The organism is Mucilaginibacter sp. SMC90, assembly GCF_022811725.1.
Classification (GTDB): domain Bacteria; phylum Bacteroidota; class Bacteroidia; order Sphingobacteriales; family Sphingobacteriaceae; genus Mucilaginibacter.
In genome coordinates this window covers 4,325,117-4,345,489 of record NZ_CP094527.1, presented here as the reverse complement: position 1 = coordinate 4,345,489, position 20,373 = coordinate 4,325,117, and the positions used below count along the sequence as shown (strand labels likewise).

Annotated in this window: 10 protein-coding genes; 5 read left to right on the top strand and 5 right to left on the bottom strand. The window is 41.9% G+C overall.

Features of this window, described 5'->3' with window-relative positions; all coding sequences use genetic code 11:
- Positions 1-10 precede the first annotated feature (10 nt).
- From MTO98_RS18535 to MTO98_RS18515, 5 genes are all read left to right on the top strand, one after another.
- Positions 11-2,407, top strand: a complete 2,397-nt coding sequence (locus MTO98_RS18535) for an ABC transporter permease (RefSeq protein WP_243480372.1) — start codon at positions 11-13, stop codon at positions 2,405-2,407.
- 95 nt (positions 2,408-2,502) lie between these two features.
- Entirely contained in the window at positions 2,503-4,905 is a 2,403-nt protein-coding gene (locus tag MTO98_RS18530) for an ABC transporter permease (RefSeq protein ID WP_243480371.1), read from the top strand.
- Positions 4,906-5,318: 413 nt separating this feature from the next.
- Positions 5,319-5,996: an ABC transporter ATP-binding protein gene (locus MTO98_RS18525; RefSeq protein ID WP_243480370.1), complete on the top strand. Its 678-nt coding sequence runs from the start codon at positions 5,319-5,321 to the stop codon at positions 5,994-5,996.
- Between the two features lie 13 nt (positions 5,997-6,009).
- Positions 6,010-7,440 carry a TolC family protein gene (locus MTO98_RS18520; protein ID WP_243480369.1) on the top strand — a complete coding sequence of 477 codons (1,431 nt, stop codon included), beginning with the start codon at positions 6,010-6,012 and terminating at the stop codon, positions 7,438-7,440.
- Positions 7,441-7,614: 174 nt separating this feature from the next.
- Positions 7,615-8,220: a porin family protein gene (locus tag MTO98_RS18515; protein ID WP_243480368.1), complete on the top strand. Its 606-nt coding sequence runs from the start codon at positions 7,615-7,617 to the stop codon at positions 8,218-8,220.
- 211 nt (positions 8,221-8,431) lie between these two features.
- Here the strand turns inward: MTO98_RS18515 and MTO98_RS18510 are convergent, their stop codons facing one another.
- From MTO98_RS18510 to MTO98_RS18490, 5 genes are all read right to left on the bottom strand, one after another.
- Positions 8,432-14,041: an alpha-2-macroglobulin gene (locus tag MTO98_RS18510; RefSeq protein WP_243480367.1), complete on the bottom strand. Its 5,610-nt coding sequence runs from the start codon at positions 14,039-14,041 to the stop codon at positions 8,432-8,434.
- A 66-nt stretch (positions 14,042-14,107) separates the two neighbouring features.
- A complete protein-coding gene (locus MTO98_RS18505) occupies positions 14,108-14,512 on the bottom strand; it encodes a hypothetical protein (protein WP_090525388.1) in 405 nt (134 codons plus the stop codon).
- A gap of 102 nt (positions 14,513-14,614) precedes the next feature.
- The gene (topA, locus tag MTO98_RS18500) at positions 14,615-17,005 is read right to left on the bottom strand and encodes a type I DNA topoisomerase (RefSeq protein ID WP_243480366.1); all 2,391 of its coding nucleotides are present in this window, start codon (positions 17,003-17,005) and stop codon (positions 14,615-14,617) included.
- Between the two features lie 233 nt (positions 17,006-17,238).
- Entirely contained in the window at positions 17,239-18,327 is a 1,089-nt protein-coding gene (gene mnmA / locus MTO98_RS18495) for a tRNA 2-thiouridine(34) synthase MnmA (protein ID WP_091205991.1), read from the bottom strand.
- Positions 18,328-19,123: 796 nt separating this feature from the next.
- Complete coding sequence (locus MTO98_RS18490) at positions 19,124-20,371, bottom strand: glutamate-5-semialdehyde dehydrogenase (protein WP_243480365.1); 1,248 nt, start codon at positions 20,369-20,371, stop codon at positions 19,124-19,126.
- Between the last annotated feature and the right edge of the window lie 2 nt (positions 20,372-20,373).

The following is a 20,373-nucleotide window of genomic DNA, read 5'->3' as shown; positions in this document are numbered from 1 at the left end:
GAACTAAGAGATGATAAGAAACTACTTCAAAACCGCCTGGCGGAATATCTGGAAAAGCAAGGTTTTTTCGGCTATTAATATTTTTGGACTTGCCGTTGGTATGGCTGCCTGCATCGTGATACTACTTTTTGTTTATTACGAAAGAAGTTTCGACAATCTGCATACTAAAAACATTTATCGTTTAAATGAAGTGCAAAAGTTTGAGGGCATGGGAGCCTCTCAAAAAGTTGCCTTATCAATGTTTCCGATGGGGCCAACTTTAAAGGCTGATTTTCCGGAGGTGAAAAACTTTACACGGGTGCGCTGGCAGCAAAAATTTCCGCTTAACTATGGCCTTAAACGTGTGTATATGCCGCAGGTGTTTTTCGTGGACTCGGTTTTTTTGAAAATGTTTAATTTTAAACTGCTGCGAGGCGACAGGGCAACCGCCCTATTAAAACCACGTAGTGTTTTACTAACCGAAGATGCCGCTAAACGCATGTTTGGCAATGATGACCCAATTGGTAAAACCATAACCAATTACGGGCAGGACACCATAACCTATTCAGTTACCGGGATATTGGCCAATGTGCCAAAAAACTCACAGTTGCAGTTTGATTGCCTGTTTTCTTTTAGCAGTATTTACAAACCATGGATGTTTACCAACTGGGGCGGCAACTGGTTAAATACTTATCTTGAACTGGCCCCCGGTACAAATGTTGCTGCATTAGAAAAGAAATTCCCTGCTTATCTTGAAAAATACCGGGGTAAAGGCGGCTCTAAGAGTTACGAGCTTTTCCTGTTGTCTCTTAAAGATGTGCATTCCAATTCTGCCGATATAGGATTAGACTATATTAATTATCAAAAATTTGATAAACATATAACCAACCTGTTTACGGTTATCGGCATCATTGTTTTGGTAATTGCATGTATCAATTTTATTAACCTTTCAACAGCAAGGTCATCTGAGCGGGCCAAGGAAGTTGGTGTACGTAAGTCGATAGGTGCAGGCCGTATTCAATTGGCTATGCAGTTCCTCGGCGAAACAGTGTTGCTATCCCTGATTGCATTGATTTTTGCCTGCGCTTTGGTGACTGTTGCTATCCCATTTATTAATGGTTTAAGTCAGCGTGATATTAGCTTGCCGCTGCATGATAACAGAATGCTTATTGGGGTAATACTTATAAGTACAGTGCTTGTTGGTATTGTATCCGGGATCTACCCGGCGCTTTTCCTTTCATCCTTTAAACCAGTTAAGGTATTGAAAGGGGCTCTGACTTCGGCTGGGGGTAACAAAGTGCCGCTGCGGAATATCCTCGTTGTAGGTCAGTTTACAAGCGCGGTAATTTTAATGATAGCTACGGTGCTTGTTATCAGGCAGCTTAAGTTTATGCAAAAAAAGGACCCCGGTTTTAATCGCGATCAAATTGTTAATGTTCCTTTGGGTTTGATACCGCAAAACAAATATGATCTGTTTAAGCAGGAGCTTCTTACCAACTCAATGGTGCAGGGCGTTACCGCATCGCAGGATATTTTAGGCAGCCATCTTGATCAAACCGGGATCTCATTTAAACTGGGAGATTCGCCTTTGCGCCAGCTAACATCAACTTTGCTGGTGGTTGATAACAATTACCTCGATCTGTACAAGATCAAGTTGTTAACAGGAAAAAATTTCTCTACCGATACTTCAGCTGTTTGGAAACAGTACATTATCAATGAAGCGCTGGCTAAAGAACTGCTGAAAGATCACAAAGGGAAAAACATGGAATCGCTGCTGGGGCAAAGATTTGGTTTTGATTCGCTTGGGGTGATCACTGGTATCGCCAAAGATTTCAATTTCAACTCTCTTCATTATAAAATTGAAACCTTGTTCCTGGTGAATGGTAAAGGGTTTAATCAAATGTCTGTCAAGATCAACGGCGGCCGGGCTAAAGAGGCTGTTGCATTTATACAATCAACCTGGCAAAAAGAGTTTCCGGGTGTGCCTTTTGAATATCAATTTCTTGATGAGCATTTTAAAGAAGTTTACAGTGTTGATAACCAGGTAAGCACCGTAGTGAGTATTTTAGCGGGGCTAATTATTATCATATCCTGCTTAGGCCTATTTGGCCTTGCATCATATTCGGCCGAAAAACGGATCAAGGAAATTGGCGTACGCAAGGTGCTTGGCGCTTCGGTACAAAACATTGTGCTATTGCTTTCAGGGCATTTTGTAAAATTGGTACTTATTGCCAATGTTATAGCGTGGCCCATTGCATTCTACGCTATGAGCAGGTGGTTGCAGGATTTCGCTTATCGCATTGATATCAGCTGGTGGGTATTTGGCATAGCCGGGTTTACGTCACTCGTTATTGCATTTGCAACTGTAAGTTTCCAGGCTATTAAAGCTGCAATTGCAAATCCGGTTAAGAGTTTGCGTTCTGAATAATTGGTCATTGAATCATTTGCTTCGCCTCATTTGATCATTGAACGCTGGAAAAAATAGCCCTATGGCCGTGCAGTAATGATATTATGAAATAAAAAATGATAAAAAACCATATAAAAACAGCATGGCGTAGCCTTGTATTAAACAAGGTTACATCGTTGATAAGTATTGCAGGATTGGCGGTTGGGATAGGCTGCTTTATATTATTGGCTACCTATTTGTTAAATGAACTGCGGTATGATAGGTTTCATGTTAATGCAAACCGCATTGTTCGGGTAACTTATAACTACAAGTCATCAGATGATGCTGAGGCAAAATCAACTTCAGTAACACCAACCGCTCCGGTGCCTGTATTTAAACAGCAACTGCAGGAAATTGAGGACGGGGTACGGATTTACTGGTACAATAACCCGGTTCAATATCATGACAAGCTGTTTAATGAAAAGCGGTTTTTATTAGCCGATGAACCATTTTTCAGGATCTTCAGTTTTAAGTTTTTGCGAGGGAACGCAGCCACAGCTCTTAACGGGCCATCAGCCTTGGTGATCACGGCTTCTACAGCAAAAAAGTACTTTGGTAACGATGATGCTATAGGCAAGATATTGAAGGTTGATAACAAGCAAAATATGATAGTTACCGGCGTAGTGGAAGATGTGCCGGAGTACTCGCAAATCAAATTTGATATGATAGGGTCTTATGCTATCACTGAACACTCTAAAACACGCAGATGGGATTCGGCCAATGACTATTCTTACCTGCTGTTAAAGCCGGGCGTTAATGCAGCTTCTGTTCAGCAAAAGATGAATAATTATGTAGCTGATATGTTTAAGGATGGTTTCAGGCAAGGGCATAAAATGTGGTTCACATTGGAGCCCATGACCGATGTTCACTTGAAATCGGAAGCAACATACCCGCTTTCGGCGTCGGGTAATATCAAGTACATTTACATTTTAGGAGCGGTAGCAATTATATTATTGCTTCTGGCTTGTGTTAATTTTTTAAACCTTGTAACGGCTAAAGCTATTGAACGCGGTCATGAAATAGGGGTAAGGAAGGTAATGGGGGCGGCACGTACGCAGCTTTTTACACAGTTCATTACCGAATCTGCCATGATCACCCTGGTATCGTTGCTGGGAGGGTTGTTTTTAGCTGATGTAAGTTTCAAATGGTTTAGCGATTTTTCGGAGCAGCAACTGGGTTTCCAAACCTGGAATACATCATGGCTGATTGTAGCGCTCGCAACCCTGTTTATCATCGTTACTTTCTTAGCCGGTACTTATCCGTCTTTGTACCTGTCGTCATTTAACCCTGTTGTTACTTTAAAGGGAAAGCTTACAAATACTTCGGGAGGTAAGGCGCTGCGTAGGTCATTAGTAGTTTTTCAGTTTGTAGTATCTGTATTCTTTATGATCTGTACGGTTATAGCTGGTGCCCAGCTACGATATATTCAGGATTTGAATATCGGTATTAACAGATCACAGGTGATGGTTTTGGATATCGGCGGCAAGTCTTTAAAAGATATTAAATCGTTCAATAACGAAGTAACACAATTGCCTGGTGTACTTAACGCAAGTGCCTCCTACGATTCGCCGGTAGACGTTCACGGGGGATACAGCATCAATCAGGCCGATGGTAAAAATAATGATTACAATCTTTCGGTAACAGCTTTGCCGGTTGAACGGAATTTCTTAAAGACACTTGGCATTAAATTGGTGCAAGGAATTGACTTTACCGAGGCCGACGAAAAACGCTCTGCCGAGACCGACGAAAACAAGCGATCTTATGGTTTCATTATTAACGAAAAGGCTGCCAACGCGCTGGGCTGGAAGGCCGGTGAAGCTATAGGCAAACATATTAGCCTCAACGGGCGAGCAGGTGAAATAAGGGGCGTTGTACAAAACTTCAATTTTGCAACGGTGCGCGAAGCAATTACACCCATTGTAATGTTTACTGAGGATTATTTTGGCAAAATACTTATCAAAACCTCCGGCAATAATACTGCTCAAACCATATCTGCAGTAAAAGAAAAGTGGACTGCATTTAACCCGGCCACACCGTTTGAATATCATTTCCTCGATCAGGAATTTGATGATATGTATAAATCAGAACAGCGCACGGGTTCAATACTAACTGCGTTTACTTTGGTTACCATATTTATATCGTGCCTGGGTTTATTCGGATTGGCAGTATTCTCCACCAGGCAAAGGGTAAAAGAAGTTGGTGTGCGGAAAGTTTTAGGAGCAAGTATTTTCAGCATAGTGAAACTTGTTTCGGGCGACTTTCTGAAGTTGGTGGTTATATCCGTTATCATCGCATCGCCAATAGCCTGGTACGCCATGCACCGATGGCTGCAGGATTTTGCTTACAAGATCAGCATACAGATATGGGTATTTGTTGCCGCTGGTACTGTAGCTATACTCATCGCATTTATTACCGTGAGTGTTCAATCGCTCAAAGCTGCGTTGGCCAATCCGGTGAAGAGCTTGAGAGCCAGTGATTAGTGGCTGAGGTTAGAGATTAGTTGAAAATATTAAAGGTTAGTGATTTGGGGTATTCCCTAACGCTAACCTTTTTATTTTATTTACCGGCCGCAAAAGCACAAGTAGCCGTTGCTTAGCCCTTCGCCACATAATTGCGTCAGGAAAATAGCTATCTCCAAATCCGAAATCAAACATCTCAAATCAGAAATTAAAACCAATCTCTAACCTCCTAACCATTTATTACCTAAAAACACTGTATCATAACCGAACGCATTCTGTTACATAAGCGTACAGTAAGGTTTTGGTATAATGATTTAATGTTCTGATAATTAGTTAGATATAACTTTGGTATGTTATTGATATGTTAATCGCAAAATGATGAGTATTATTGTTTAACTCATTTATTTACTAACAAACTAATTCAATAATTAAAAATGTTATCACTGCAGCATATTTCAAAATATTTCCAGGTAGGGGGCAACAAAAATATCATCCTGAATGATCTGAGCCTTGACATTGACGAAGGCGAATTTATTTCAATCATGGGCCCTTCAGGTTCGGGAAAATCAACATTGCTAAATATAATAGGCATGCTTGACGAACCATCAGACGGTTATCATTATTTTGAGGGCCATGCAGTGCATCAGCTTAAAGAAAAACAACGTTCAGCATTGTACAAACAATACATCGGGTTCGTTTTTCAGGCTTATCATTTAATTGACGAACTCACTGTTTATGAAAACATTGAAACGCCGCTTATTTACCAGGATTTTAAGAGCGCCGAACGTAAAGCTATGGTTGCTGATATGCTCGACCGATTTAGCATTGTAGGTAAAAAAGATCTTTTTCCTGCGCAGCTTTCAGGCGGACAACAGCAGCTTGTAGGTATTGCCCGTGCACTCATTGCCAAGCCAAAATTGTTATTAGCCGATGAACCTACCGGTAACCTTAACTCAAAACAAGGGGAGGAGATCATGGAACTGTTCCGCAAGCTGAACAAGGAAGATGGCGTAACCATTATCCAGGTTACCCACTCCGAAAAAAATGCCGAATACGGTTCGCGCATTATCGATTTGCTGGATGGCAGGATCGATTCATCAAGAAAACTCTGAACTCAATAATAAAATGCGATACTATAAATTACTATTTCTCGGTCTTGTTACGTTGTCATCGGTAAAGGCGTTTGGCCAGTCTGATACTTCTCTTTCATTGCAAAAAAGCATCGATATTGCTATAAAAAACAACCTCGATGTAAAGCAGAGCGAATTAAAGGCCCAAAGTGCCCGCATTGATTTTATGCAGGCAAAGGAAAACATGCTGCCAACTTTAAACGCCAATATAAATCACGGTATAAACCAGGGCCGTAACATTAACCCTTTTACAAATACCTACGTAAATCAATCGTTAACTTACGGCAACTATAGCCTGGAATCAAACCTCACCCTTTTTGGCGGCTTGCAAAACGTTAATGCTATCAAACAAACTTCACTGGCTTACCAGGCCGGTAAAATGGATTTGCAGCAGGCTAAAGACTTGGTTACCATAAATGTGATTACCGCATATTTGCTTGTGCTGGATAATACCGAGTTACTGTCTCAAGTTAAAAATCAGGTTGATGTTTCGGCTAAGCAGGTTGAAAGGCTAACAATTTTAGAAAAGGATGGCGCTAATAAGCTGCCGTCTGACCTTTATGATTTACAAGGTACCCTGGGAGATAACAAGCTAAACGTGGTTGCAGCTACCAGCGCACTGGAAACTGCCAAATTGAGCTTGATGCAGATACTTAATATCCCATATAATAAAAACATTGTACTGCTGCCTGTTAATGCTCAGGATGTGGCAAATCAAACAGCGTTATCGTCAGAGCAGGTTTATGACACAGCATTGCAGCAACTGGCTTTAGTTAAAGCTGCAACACTTCGCCGTCAGAGTGCCGAAAAAGCTGTCAGTGTGGCAAAGGGCGCTTTATTGCCAAATGTTTCGTTATATGGTGGGTTATATACCAATTATTCAAGCGCTGCGCAAACCTCGGTGTTCACCGATTCGTCGACCGTAAATACAGGTAATTATATAAATACGCCGAATGGCAAGCAATCCGTTTTGGCTACACAGGCTAATTACGTAAATAAAGATATCGGCTACTACGACCAGTTTAAAAATAACTATAGTACACAGTTTGGTGTTAGCTTGAGAATCCCGATCTTAAATTATTTCCAAAATCATAATAAGGTAGCAAAAGCAAAGATTGATTTGCTCAATTACAAATACATTGAGGAAAACACTAAAATTAAATTAAAGCAGGATGTTGAACAGGCTTATTTAAACATGACATCGGCCTATAACAGGTATAATGTACTGCTTGACCAGGTTAAGGCCTACGCCGAATCATTCCGCACTGCTGAAATTCGTTTTAATGCAGGTGTTTTAACTTCGGTAGATTACGTGGTTGCCAAAAATAACCTTGATAAATCAAAAATTAATATGATCAATGCCAGGTACGATTGTTATATCTATAACAAGATACTTGATTACTACCAGGGAAAGTTGGCGTTGTAAATTTATCTTGATTAAAAAAATATACTTTTTCGACAAATTATAAGTTAAATATCCTGTTAAACTTTTACTGAACTTATCAGTGGGGTTTAGCCGGATATTTCTATTTTAGCGCCGGTTTTGCAAACAATATTGCTTGTAAAAACTTATTACATCATCCAAAAACACCTAATAAAAATGAAAAAAACAATTTTACTCTCATTATCTATTTTGTTACTATCAATCGGCGTTTCCAAAGCGCAGGTAGTACCAAGTTTTTCCTTCGGTTTAAAAGGCGGTTTAAACTATTCAACTTTTCCATCAAACGGTATTTTTAACAATGACAACAAAGCGGGTTACCAGGCAGGTGCATGGGCACGTATAGGTGGCTTAGGCTTTATTTTTCAGCCCGAGCTTTATGTTACAGGTAAAAACGTAACAGTAAATACCAACGACGGAACAGGCACAGCGAAGGCTAATTTTACAAGCGTTGATTTGCCGCTGTTAGTGGGCGGAAAAGTTGGTGCTTTAGGCTTAGGCGGCAGATTTTATGGTGGTCCGGTATTGTCATTTACTGTTAATAAAGATCAAAGCCTTTCAGGCGCGGCTTCCAATGCAGCAAGACTTAATTATAAAGATGCCAACTATGCTTTGCAGGTAGGTGCAGGTGTTGATATCAGCAGTCTTTCTATCGATCTTCGTTACGAAGGAGGTTTAAATAAAATAGCTTATGGTAATGATAACTCTCATACCCGTGTAAGCTTGTTTAGCCTTTCTTTAGCTTACAAATTATTCTCACTATAATTCTCTTATACAGAATATTATATGCAGGGCCTGCCGGTAACGGCAGGCTTTTTGTTTTTGGTAAGTTCTGAATGACTCTACACGCGAGTTAACTTGTGTCAAGAAAAGAGTAAAGCCATCAAATAAAAGCGCTTCCAGAATTAACTGAAAGCGCCTTTATTGGGGGATTAATAAAGCTTTAAAATTTCTCAACCCCAGGTTCGTATGAATCTTACTTTGTTATCTCAACCCATTGCCCTTTTAGCAAGCCGCTGATCTGATTATTATACATTGCTTCGCAATAAACGGCCGGTAAGTAATATTTGCCGGTGTAAGCCGCGTTTAGCATTACATAATAAGTTGATTCCTGCCCTTCATATAAGCTGAAATATGTATTCACCCTGTCATCCCGGATATCCCGATAATCAGACGGTGATGATTTAAATGCTTCATCTCCAAGCAGGCGGGTATTCAATATTTCCCAGCCCGATGGGAAAATTTGGGTAAGGGCAAGGTTATCATACCTGCCGCGCTTGCCAGGGTTTTTGATATTCACCTGTGCAACAAAATCGGTGCCCTGCTTTAATGACGATGGATCTATTGGTTTGCCTTTAAGTGAAAAATATCCAATACGAACCTGTAAAACATCAGGGTTGATAATAGATTGAGTATCCTGTCCTGATGATGGCTGGCCTTTTTGTATTAATCTAATGTACAGTTTGTTATTGCTGTTGTTTTTAAGGTAAACTTTACCGCCATTGCTTGCCAGTGCTCCCTGCCATAAAAACGAAGTTGTGCTGATGGTAGTTTTGGCGGTGCCGTTAGCGTAGTTAAATTCAAGTTTGCCGGCGGGCTTGTTCTGTCCATAGAATTGGGCCAGCGCAATCAACGAATAGGCAGTAGTTTGTGTACTGTACCAATCATCCTGTGATAAACGGGCTGCAACCGTGTGCACCAGTCCGGAAGCCTTTTGCTTTTGGCCCAGGAGGGTAAGTGTTTCCAGTATCATGGCCTCATCCCGCAAATCGGATCCATAAGTGCCGTAAAGGCTATTATATGGTTTAACATCGGTAGAAAGTTTTGCAATCATTTTTAAGCCAACTTCGGGCTGCCCTGCAAGTTTATAGGCTGCGGCAAGTCGCCAGGCTGCGGCATCACTCAATAATGCAAATTCACGCAAGCGGTTCATGGCACCCATCTCTGGCGAACGGGCAAGGGCCAGTAAGTATAATCGATAGGCTTGGGTAAGGTCATCCTCGTAATAATAGGGTTGCTTACGGGGTGCCCAGCTCAGGGCTTTTTCCCTTTGATATTTCTTCCAGCGGTCAATAAAACCAATTGGCATACTGAATCCTTTTGCCTGCGCGGCCAACATAAAGTGCCCGGCGTAATTAGTTCCCCATTCGTTGGCTTCACCACCATCCGGCCAATAGCTTAAGCCGCCACCCTGTACCTGAAAGCCGTTAAGCCTGTCAATAGTTGACTTAATATTCCGGTCGGTTTCGGCCCGTTGTTTTGGCGAAAGATCAAGCAACTGGCTCAGGTATAATTGAGGGAATGCTGAAGATGTAGTTTGCTCAACGCAGCCATGTGGGTATTCTATCAGATAATCCAGGCGTTTTGAAAGGTTTAGCGGCGGAATGTAAGCTACTTCAATCGTGGCCTTGTTAGTTCCGTTTATACCAACCGGTTGATAATCGGCATTCCATACCTCGCCTGGTGCAAGTTCTTTCTGTATGATTTTTGTAACCGGCGGATTTGGGTTCCGAACGTTTAATTCAACATCATATGCCGCTGTTTCTGAGCCGCTTTTGGCAATTATTTTTACTTTGCCTACGCCAACAAAATCCTTAACGTTTAAATCAAAAGTCACCAGCTGGTCGCCTGGTTTATCAAAGGTCAGCGTTTTTTGATTGTTGGTGCCGAGATTGCTAAAAGCGTTACTTTGTACCTGTAAGCTTACGGTTTTAATATTATTTTCCATAGCGAATACGGTTACCGGCAGCTGAATACTTTCGGACGGGCCAAGCACACGCGGCAGGGTGGCCAGGATCATCAACGGTTTTTTAACAGCTACAGCTTTTTCAGCAATACCATAAGCACCGTTATGTCCTGCTACAATCATGGCCTTAACCGAGCCTACATATTGAGGCAATATAAAGCGCTGTGTTTGCTTTTCGCCAGCGCCAAGATGAAAGGGCCCGAGAAATTTCACTACGGGTTTAAAACGGTTTACAGACACATTTTTGTTATTGCCTAAATTACCATCACCGCCAATGCTCAAAATGCGCTCTAACCCGCCGCCATAGGCACCAATTACATAGTCAAACAGATCCCATGTTTTTACGCCTAAAGCTTCATGTGCATAAAAAGTATCATGTGGATCTGGCGTTTTGTAATTAGTGATATCCAGCAAGCCTTCATCAACAATGGCAATGGTATAGGTCATTTCCTTGCCCGATGCTTCTGACACTGTAATGGCCGATTGTGTTTCGGGCCTGATCTTATCAGGCATGCTGATGATCGGTTTTAATATTGTTTCGGGATTTTCAACCTGTAACGGTATTGCACCATACATGCGTATAGGCAGGTCGTTAACCGTTTGTGAATGTTTTTGAAGCAGCGTAACGTTCACAAAAACGTTTGGTGCCATGGTCTCATCAACAGTAAACGTGTAGCGGGTTTGTCCCTTTTTTGTATCTATCCAGGCAGTTTTTAAAACTTTGCTGCCGTTTTCAATGCTAATCAACGCACGACCTGCTTCTCCTGTAGGGATCGTCAAAGTGGCCTCATCACCAACCTTATAAGCAGGTTTATCCGAAGTGAAAGATAACATAGCTGCTTCGGTAGGGTTGGTTGATTGCAACCTTTCCGACCAGTTTGGCCAGTCCACATAAACGATCTTGCCAGATGAGTGACCGGTTTGTTCATCTTTTACTTTAATGAGATAGCGGCCCCAGTCGGCTTTATTAATATGCAGTTTCCATTTACCGGCCCCGTTGGTTAACCTAACGTTTTCGGCTTTAATGAGCTTATTATATTTATCCTGCGTAAAATTGCTCATTTCATTGCCGGTTTGGTCCCACCACCAGCGCCATTGCACTTTGTATAGTTCAACCTGTACATCGCGGCTGCCCGGCAGGGCATTGCCGTTTACATCAACATCGGCAATATCAACCATATGGTCTTTATCAGTAACCAGCATCCCCGACAGGTCGCTGCCTTCGGGTGTTTTAATTCCTACATAGCCGGGATAAACATTGTAAGGCATACTCACCTGGTTAATGCTGAAGTTGCCACCCGGCTCAAATACCTTAACCAGGAAGTTAGCTCGAAGCTGCCCGGGTGCTTGTTTCTCTACGTTTACATCGGCATCCACATCGGCTGTACCGGTTTCACTCAGCTTGCCATCAAAAACGGTTTGCACCTGGGTATTAAAGGCTAATGTAGGATCGTCAAAAACATAATCCTTATATTTTTTGAAGCTTGTGTTTTGTGCCGACAAATAAGCATCCACTTTAGCTTTTAAGTTTTGGGCTGCGCCACCAAACAGCCATTGAGCACTTAGCTTTCCGTTGGCATTATTACCCTTTGTTAATTCTGCTGCGCCGCCGAAAGAGAGGCTTAACTTGAGCCTGTTAGGCATGATGGTTTCAACCTTTATCTTTTTCTCAAAAATGGCACCGCCAACTTTAACCTTGGCTGTCCAGTTTCCGGTAGGGGACGAGGTTTCAGTTGCGGTATGAAAACTATAAAATCCATCCAGGCTTTTGGTTTGGGTAATACGTTTGTATAGTTTATCGCTTGGATCATACAATTCAAATTCAACCGGATGATCGGCCGGTAATGTTTTTAGTTTATCTTCCAGGATAAAGGATGTATAAATAGAATCTCCCGGGCGCCAAACGCCGCGCTCCCCATAAATAAATCCTTTGAGTCCGTTCTGTACCTCTTCGCCGCCAACATTGAACCGTGATAATGGTAACGAACTACCGTCGTCCAGCTTTAAGTAACCTCGTTGCACGCCTTTTTTGGCTACTAATAGATAGGGCTTTCGCTTCAGGTCAAACTTTGCAAGGCCATCGCCATCGGTGGTGGTTTTGTAGATCACCTGTTTTTGATAATCAAGCAATTCAAGATCAACATTATCCATTGGCTCAGCGCTAAGAATATCGGTAACAGCAATGAGCATGCTGTTGTCATTGCCGCGCTTGGCTATCAGGCCAATGTTTGATGCTATAATGTTACGGGTGGCCCAGCGTTGTTTATTGTAATATGATTCGGAACAGGCGTCATCGCGCTCCTGCCAGTTGAAGCCTTCAGGATAGTAATTATCATATTTCCTCCAAAAGTCGTCGTCCTCATCGTTTACCTTTGACGAGTTATCACTGTATTCGCCGCCGTAATATCCTTCATCATCGCCATTTTCGCCGTTATCCTTTTGAACCTTGCCGCTATGCAGTTTACAGTTAAACAGCGAATATGACCGCCTGAAACCAATCACTACGCGATAGATTGCGCCGGGCTCGGTACGGATCATCTGGTCAAGATCCAGCATAAAGCGGTTCTTCTTGCTCAGGTTAAGGCCTTTATCGGTATCTAAGCGGATGGTTTTTTGTACTATTGGTTTGCCAACCTGCCTTAATTCGGCGCTGCCATCAAAACCGTTGCTCTGAAAGTATTGGGGAACGTTATTCTCATAAATTTTGATAATGGTAACATCTACGGCATTTAGGTTAATTGCCTCAAAAGGCATCATAATCCTGCCAGAATCAGGAAGGATAACGCCCTTACCCGGAATTGTCACTGCGGGCAGACGGTTTTCGAAAAACAAGTTAGCGGTATAGCCTTTGGTGATCCTCTTCAGCAGCGTATTTTTAATGCCTTCATTTACAGTTACCGTGTAATTGCCTTGTAAGCGATCGGGGGCGTATACTTTTACCAGGCTGCCATCAATGCTGTACGCCGGATCTGATATGTTGTTGATGCTGATGAGCCCATTAAGCTCTTGTCCAACTAAAATATTGTCTGAAAACTGAACTTCTACATATTGGTCATTGTCCTGTACAGCGCGAATGTTAAGCACTTTAAAGTCGCCAATTGCTGGCACCTCAAAGTTTTGGCTGCCTTTTTTATCGATGCCGATACTGCTGCCATCCCAGTTAACAACCAGCGGGTTGGCTTTGCCCGCAACACGGGTTAAGCCTATTATGGTAAAATGATGGTTTTTATGGGCCGCGTCATGTTCCCAGTTTATTTTAACCGGCGAGTCATAATTAGGCACGATGAGTTTATCAACCGCAGAAGGATCTTCGGCATCGGCGGTTTGGATATCGCCGGTTAGTTTCATTTCGGTATTTGAGGTGCTGCTTGCCGTTTGCATACCGATGAACGACACCGTAAAATCAGGTTGAATAACCTGGAAGCTAAATTTAAAATGCTCAAAGTGGCCTGGCACTTCAATAAGTTTACTCAACTTGAAATCAGCAGTGTAGTTTTTTCCCGGATCGAGTTTTTCGTCGGGCCTGAATTCGATGGTTCGCGCATCTGTCCAGATTGCCTTACCTTTTATGGATGGTGAAAAGTTGAAAAGGTCGTCAGTTATTTCCTCATTTTGTTGATGAGTTACCTGCACATCATTGGCGAGCCTGATACGAATAGGGCTTTGTTTGGAAACAACACCAGTGGTGTACGACTCGATATACTTGCTAAAAGCAGGATCAACAACTGTTTTTTTATGACCATTGGCTACGAGATATACAATGAGTAGCGCAAGTGCTATGGTGGTAACTACAGTGATTAAGGTTCGGCGTTTGCGGAATTGACTGTATCCGTTTTCCATGAAATAGGTTTATTTATTATCAGGTAAATTATGAAATTTATGACAATAAATAATTTAATGCGAAAATTATTTTATCATAACTCCGGGTTTATTCAAAACCGGGATCTTGATAAAATTCATCTCTACAATGCTTTCAGGAAGGAAAATAAATTTCTTATCAAAGATGTCTTTGCCTATGTAATAGCTTAACCAGTACTCATTATTAAGACCGAAGGTTTGCTCATCAATAGGTTCGATAAGCTTGTAAGCCTTGCTGTCAACAACAGGGATCATATGCCTCAGGGTGGATGTTTTTACCTGTTCGCCATCCTTTTCACCATAGCCTTTTGAAGTAATAAGCACGTTCTCTATCGGCTCATTTTTAAGGTTGATGAGATATACATACCATACCTTACTTTCTACACTCTCACTCTCCAATGCTACTGCGATAGCAATATCCTTTACATTATTTTCGGGCAGGTCTTTTTTCATTTTTTGGTTGATTGGGTTGATTAGGTTGATTGGGTGAGTAGTTTTGCTTGTTTAAAAGATCTTTGCAAAATCACTTACTCAATCAACCTGATCAACCATTCACTACTTTTTCTTTGGCGCGGCTTTTTTCTTAGCCGGCGTTTTGGTTGCAGCAGGCTTAGCAGCAGCGGCTTTTCCGAAACGTCCTTTTTTGGCATCCTTCGGTGTAGCATCGGCAAGGGCCTTGCATTCATCGTAGGTAAGCGTTAATGGATCTTTATCTTTAGGGATTTTAACGTTTAGCTTACCGAATTCGATATAAGGGCCCCAGCGGCCATTTAATACCTTTACATCCGGGTCTTCATCAAAGGATTTGATCAACTTTTCAGCATCCTTTTTACGCTTTAGGTTAATGAGTTCAATCGCTTGTTCCTCAGTAACATCATGCGGATCAATTTCTTTAGGTAACGATACGAATGCGCTGTTGTGGCTGATATAAGGCCCGAAGCGGCCAATGGCAACTTTCATTACCTTACCTTCATACTCGCCTACAACTTTGGGTAACTTAAACAGTTCAAGCGCTTCCTCAAGGCTGATGGTTTCAATACTCTGCCCGCTGCGAAGGCTCGCGTAAAGCGGTTTTTCTTCGTTTTCGTCTGTTGCACTTTCACCTACCTGCACAAATGGCCCGAAACGACCTATACGCACAGAAACTTTCTTTCCGCTTTCCGGATGAACACCTAATTCCCGCTCACCGGTAGCCTTATCGGCCTTTTCAATGGTGCTCTCAACTTCTTTATGAAAAGGGTTATAAAAATCATGGAGCATAGCTGTCCATTCTTTCATGCCCTGCGCTATCTCGTCAAATTGTTTTTCAACGCTGGCCGTAAAGTTAAAGTCAACAATATCCTTGAAGTATTGTACCAGGAAATCATTTACTACAGCACCAATATCGGTTGGAAACAGTTTACCACGTTCGGCACCGGTGTTCTCAGTTTTTTCTTCTTTAACAATAGCACCTGCTTTTAGCGTTAATACCTTGAAATTGCGCTGCTTGCCTTCGCGTTCTTCCTTAACTACGTAACCACGGTTTTGAATGGTTGAGATAGTAGGGGCATAGGTAGACGGACGACCGATACCCAGCTCTTCCAGCTTTTTCACCAGGCTTGCCTCAGTATAGCGGGCTGCAGGGCGCGAAAAGCGTTCTGTTGCCGACATTTCCTGTAAAGCCAATTGCTGGCCTTTAGTTAACGGCGGTAGCATTGCATTTTCGCCATCCTGTTGTGTGTCATCCTCATCATCCTGAGATTCAAGATACACTTTCAGAAAGCCATCAAACTTCATTACTTCACCATTGGCTACCAGATCTTCATTACGGGTTGAAATACTGATCTTTGCGGTAGTTTTCTCAAATTGTGCTTCACTCATTTGTGACGCAATGGCTCGCTTCCAGATAAGTTCATATAAGCGCTTCTCTGCCGATTCGCCGTCAATTGAATGGTTGTTGAAATAGGTTGGCCTTATTGCCTCGTGAGCCTCCTGGGCACTTGCATTTTTGGTTTTATATCTTCTTTGCTGATGGTATTTTTCGCCATAGGCCGATACGATCTCACTTGCTGCCGAATTTAATGCCAGCTCAGATAGGTTTACCGAATCGGTACGCATATAGGTAATATAACCCGATTCGTAAAGTCTTTGTGCAACCTGCATGGTACGCGCAACCGAATAGCCAAGTTTACGGCTTGCTTCCTGTTGTAATGTTGAAGTAGTGAATGGTGCGGCAGGTGAACGTTTTGCTGGCCGCGTATCTAACGATTTTACATTGAAGTTGGCAGCGATGCAATCCTGCAGGAACTTTTCAGCATCTTCCTGTTTTGCAAAGCGCTCAGGTAATTCGGCCTTGAAGGCTTCCTTGCCCTTGCCAAAAATGGCCACTATTTTGAATGCTGCTTCTGATTTGAATTTATTGATCTCACGCTCACGGTCTACAATAAGCCTTACTGCTACTGATTGTACACGACCGGCAGACAATGATGGTTTTACCTTTTTCCATAGCACAGGGGAGAGCTCAAAGCCTACCAGCCTGTCTAAAACACGACGCGCCTGCTGGGCGTTAACCAGGTTATAGTCAATTTTACGTGGAGTATCAATTGCTTTTAAAATGGCCGGCTTGGTGATCTCATGGAAAACGATGCGCTTAGTACTTGCGTCTTTCAGATCCAATGTTTCAAACAAGTGCCAGGAAATGGCCTCACCCTCGCGGTCCTCGTCCGATGCGAGCCAAACCGTTTCGGCTTCCTTAGCTAACTTCTTTAATTCGCTAACTACCTGTTTTTTATCTGCAGGTACCTCGTATTTTTGTTTAAAGTTATTAGCTATATCAATTGCATCTTCCGACTTAACCAGATCACGGATGTGTCCATAGCTGGACTTTACTGTAAAGTCCTTGCCAAGGTAACCCTCAATGGTCTTAGCTTTAGCAGGTGATTCAACAATCAGTAAGTTTTTGGCCATTTAATCAATTTTAGTTTTTGCAAATAAAACATAAAGTAAGCGAAACACCAATTAGTTTTTGGTAAAAGGTGCAAAAGCTGAAAGCTAATTATGTTTTACGTTGAAAAAATAGCGCTAAAACGCTGGCAAAAATTATATTCTTGCAAAATATCTAAACTGATTTTAACAAAATGATAACAAGCATATGCGGTAGCTTATGTTGTTAAGTTCAAAAGATTGCAAAAAAGGGTGCTTTACATCAGGAAACCGCCGCCAACCAAGTCATCTCCTTCATAAAATACAGCCGACTGGCCCGGTGCTATACCTGATACATTATGATGAAAGTCAACTTTCATGTGTTCGCCCATTTGCAGAATAGTGCTTTGTGCTCCGGCATCTTTGTAACGTATTTTGGTAATAGCTTCAAGCGGCTCATTTATATTTTCATATTTAATGAGGTTGAGGTTTTTAACCCAGGCTTGTTTACGCTCAAGTTCGTCGGCGGTGCCTAAAACAACTGTATTGGTGGTAGGATCGATTTTGGTAACAAACATAGGATGGCCTAATGCCACGCCCAGGCCTTTACGCTGGCCAATGGTATAAAAAGGATAACCCTGGTGTTTGCCCACTACGGTGCCGTTGGTAAGTACAAAGTTACCCGGGCCAATCCGTTCGTCAAGGTCTTCAACTTTATGGCGCAGGAAAGAGCGGTAATCATTGTCAGGCACAAAACAGATCTCATAGCTTTCGCTTTTACCGGCAAGTTCTATCTGGCCCATGTCAAGCGCCATTTGCCTGATCTCTGGTTTTGAAAAACTGCCTAATGGGAATTTAGTACGTGCAAGGTTTTTTTGAGATACCCCCCACAATACATATGACTGATCTTTATTGGTATCCTTACCTTTTGATATCACGTATCGGCCATTGTCCTGTAAGCGGATATTGGCGTAGTGACCGGTAGCAATAAATTCGCAATCGAGTTTATCTGCACGTTTTAACAAAGCTTCCCATTTAATATGGGTGTTGCATAAAACGCATGGGTTAGGGGTACGGCCGGCCAGATATTCATCAACAAAATTATCGATCACAAAATCGCCAAACTCATTTCGGATATCTAATATATAATGCGGAAAGCCGTAGCCAACGGCTAAAGCACGGGCATCATTGATGCTATCTAAACTGCAGCAACCGGTTTCCTTTGAACTTCCGCCCGATGATGCGTAATCCCAGGTTTTCATGGTTAAACCAATCACTTCATAGCCCTGCTCATGCAGCATTACCGCTGCTACCGAACTATCAACCCCGCCGCTCATTGCCACTAATATCCTGCCATGCTTACTCATAATGCTGCAAAGATACCTATTTGCTCTTTATGTTAACATACCCTTGGTCAGTATAGGGTAAAAAGTATAGCTATGGTTATCTATAAGGGTTAATCAATAGTTAATATCTATTATTAGTCAATAGCTTGTGTGTTCTATATCAACTAAATGTTCACAGAGCATATTGTCATACTCAATGTATGTAATACTCATAAAGTATGAGTAGCTTATTACCGAAGCTATTGTTTCCGTAATATCAGTTAAATATTTGAACAGTTATATTTTTAACATTAACTTAATATATCTGATAAATAAACATATAGGGAGTAAGGTTGCATGTAACTTAGTGTAACCAGATGGTGGGTGTATCCGTAATATCCTGATATATAAAAACCAATTAAACTTAGCGTTTAAACCGTAATTTACACTGTAAATGTTACATAGAGATTAGGTGTAAATGATACACGTAATTTAACATTCGGGCGGTTTTGTTGCTAAAATTTTAAATAATAAATGTCGACTTAACTATTATAAAAACAGGCACCATTATTTATTAAAAATAATGCAAAAGTGAGGTTGCCTATTGTAACAGACCTATTACATTATAAATTTGCTATATCCTAATTAATAAAAATATGTTAACTCAATTGACTTTAGAACAAAAATTGCAAGGCGTGATTTTAGTGCTTATCTGCTTTATTGCCGCAGCCAACTACTTAATAAAGTAAACGCAAAACAATAGAGAATGACACGTTTAAGGTGCTTACTATACGTAGTAAGCACCTTTTTTATGTCCAAGATTTTTAAGGAGAGGGATTTATGGCTTGCGGGTTTGGCCGTTGCCTTTAACCAGCCATTTGTAGCTGGTAAGCTCTTCGAGGCCCATGGGGCCGCGAGCGTGGAGTTTTTGGGTACTGATACCAATTTCGGCACCAAGGCCAAACTGTGCGCCATCAGTGAAGGCTGTTGATACGTTGGCATATACAGCGGCAGCATCTACATCATTCAAAAATCGGGTTATATTCTCAGCATCTTCGGAGATGATTGCTTCGCTGTGCCTGGAGCTGTTAACAGCGATATATTCTAAGGCTTCTGTAAATGAGCTAACCGTTTTTATGGCCATCTTCATTGAAAGAAATTCAGTACCAAAGTGTTCCGGACTGGCTTTGTGCAAAAGGCTGGCAGGGTAGCCTGTCTTAAGTGATTCAAAGGCCTGTTCATCAGCAAAAATTTCTACTTCTTTTTCTTTAAGGATTTGTGCTAATTGTGGCAAATCACTTAAGCGTGCGGCATGGATGATCAAACAATCCAATGCATTGCAAACACTTACGCGGCGGGTTTTGGCATTCGCGATGATTTCTGCACCTTTTTCCAAATCGCCCGATTCATCAAAATAGGTGTGTACAATTCCGGCCCCTGTTTCAATAACCGGAACTTTGCTGTTATCCCGAACAAAATCAATCAGCGATTGGCTTCCTCTTGGGATGAGCACATCAACATAGCCAATGGCATTAAGCAAGGCTGTAGTGGCCTCACGTTCGGCAGGGAGCAGGGTTGCTACATTAATATCAACGCCATGTTTTGCCAATACCTTGTGGATAATCGAAATAATGGCCCGGTTAGAAAAATCGGCATCGCTGCCACCCTTCAATATGCTGATGTTGCCTGTTTTAAAGCAAAGCGCAAAAACATCAAAAGTAACATTTGGGCGCGCCTCGTATATAACACCGACAACACCAAGCGGTACACGTATTTTTGATATGGATAAGCCGTTGGCCATTTCAGTAGCCGAAAGTTGTTTACCTAACGGGCTATCTAATTTGGCAACGCTTAGCATATCTTCGGCAATGCCCTTAATGCGATCGCCAGTAAGTTTAAGACGATCGTATTTAGGATCAGCCGGATCCATGCGGTCAAGATCTTTCTGGTTTTCGGCCAGGATATATTCGGTTTGATCAACAGCCTCGGCAGCTACATCTTCCAAAACTGTATTGATGAGGGCAGGGGCAAGCGTTGCTTTGCGACTTGCTTCACGTGCTTTATCAAAATAGCTGTTATAGTTCATGG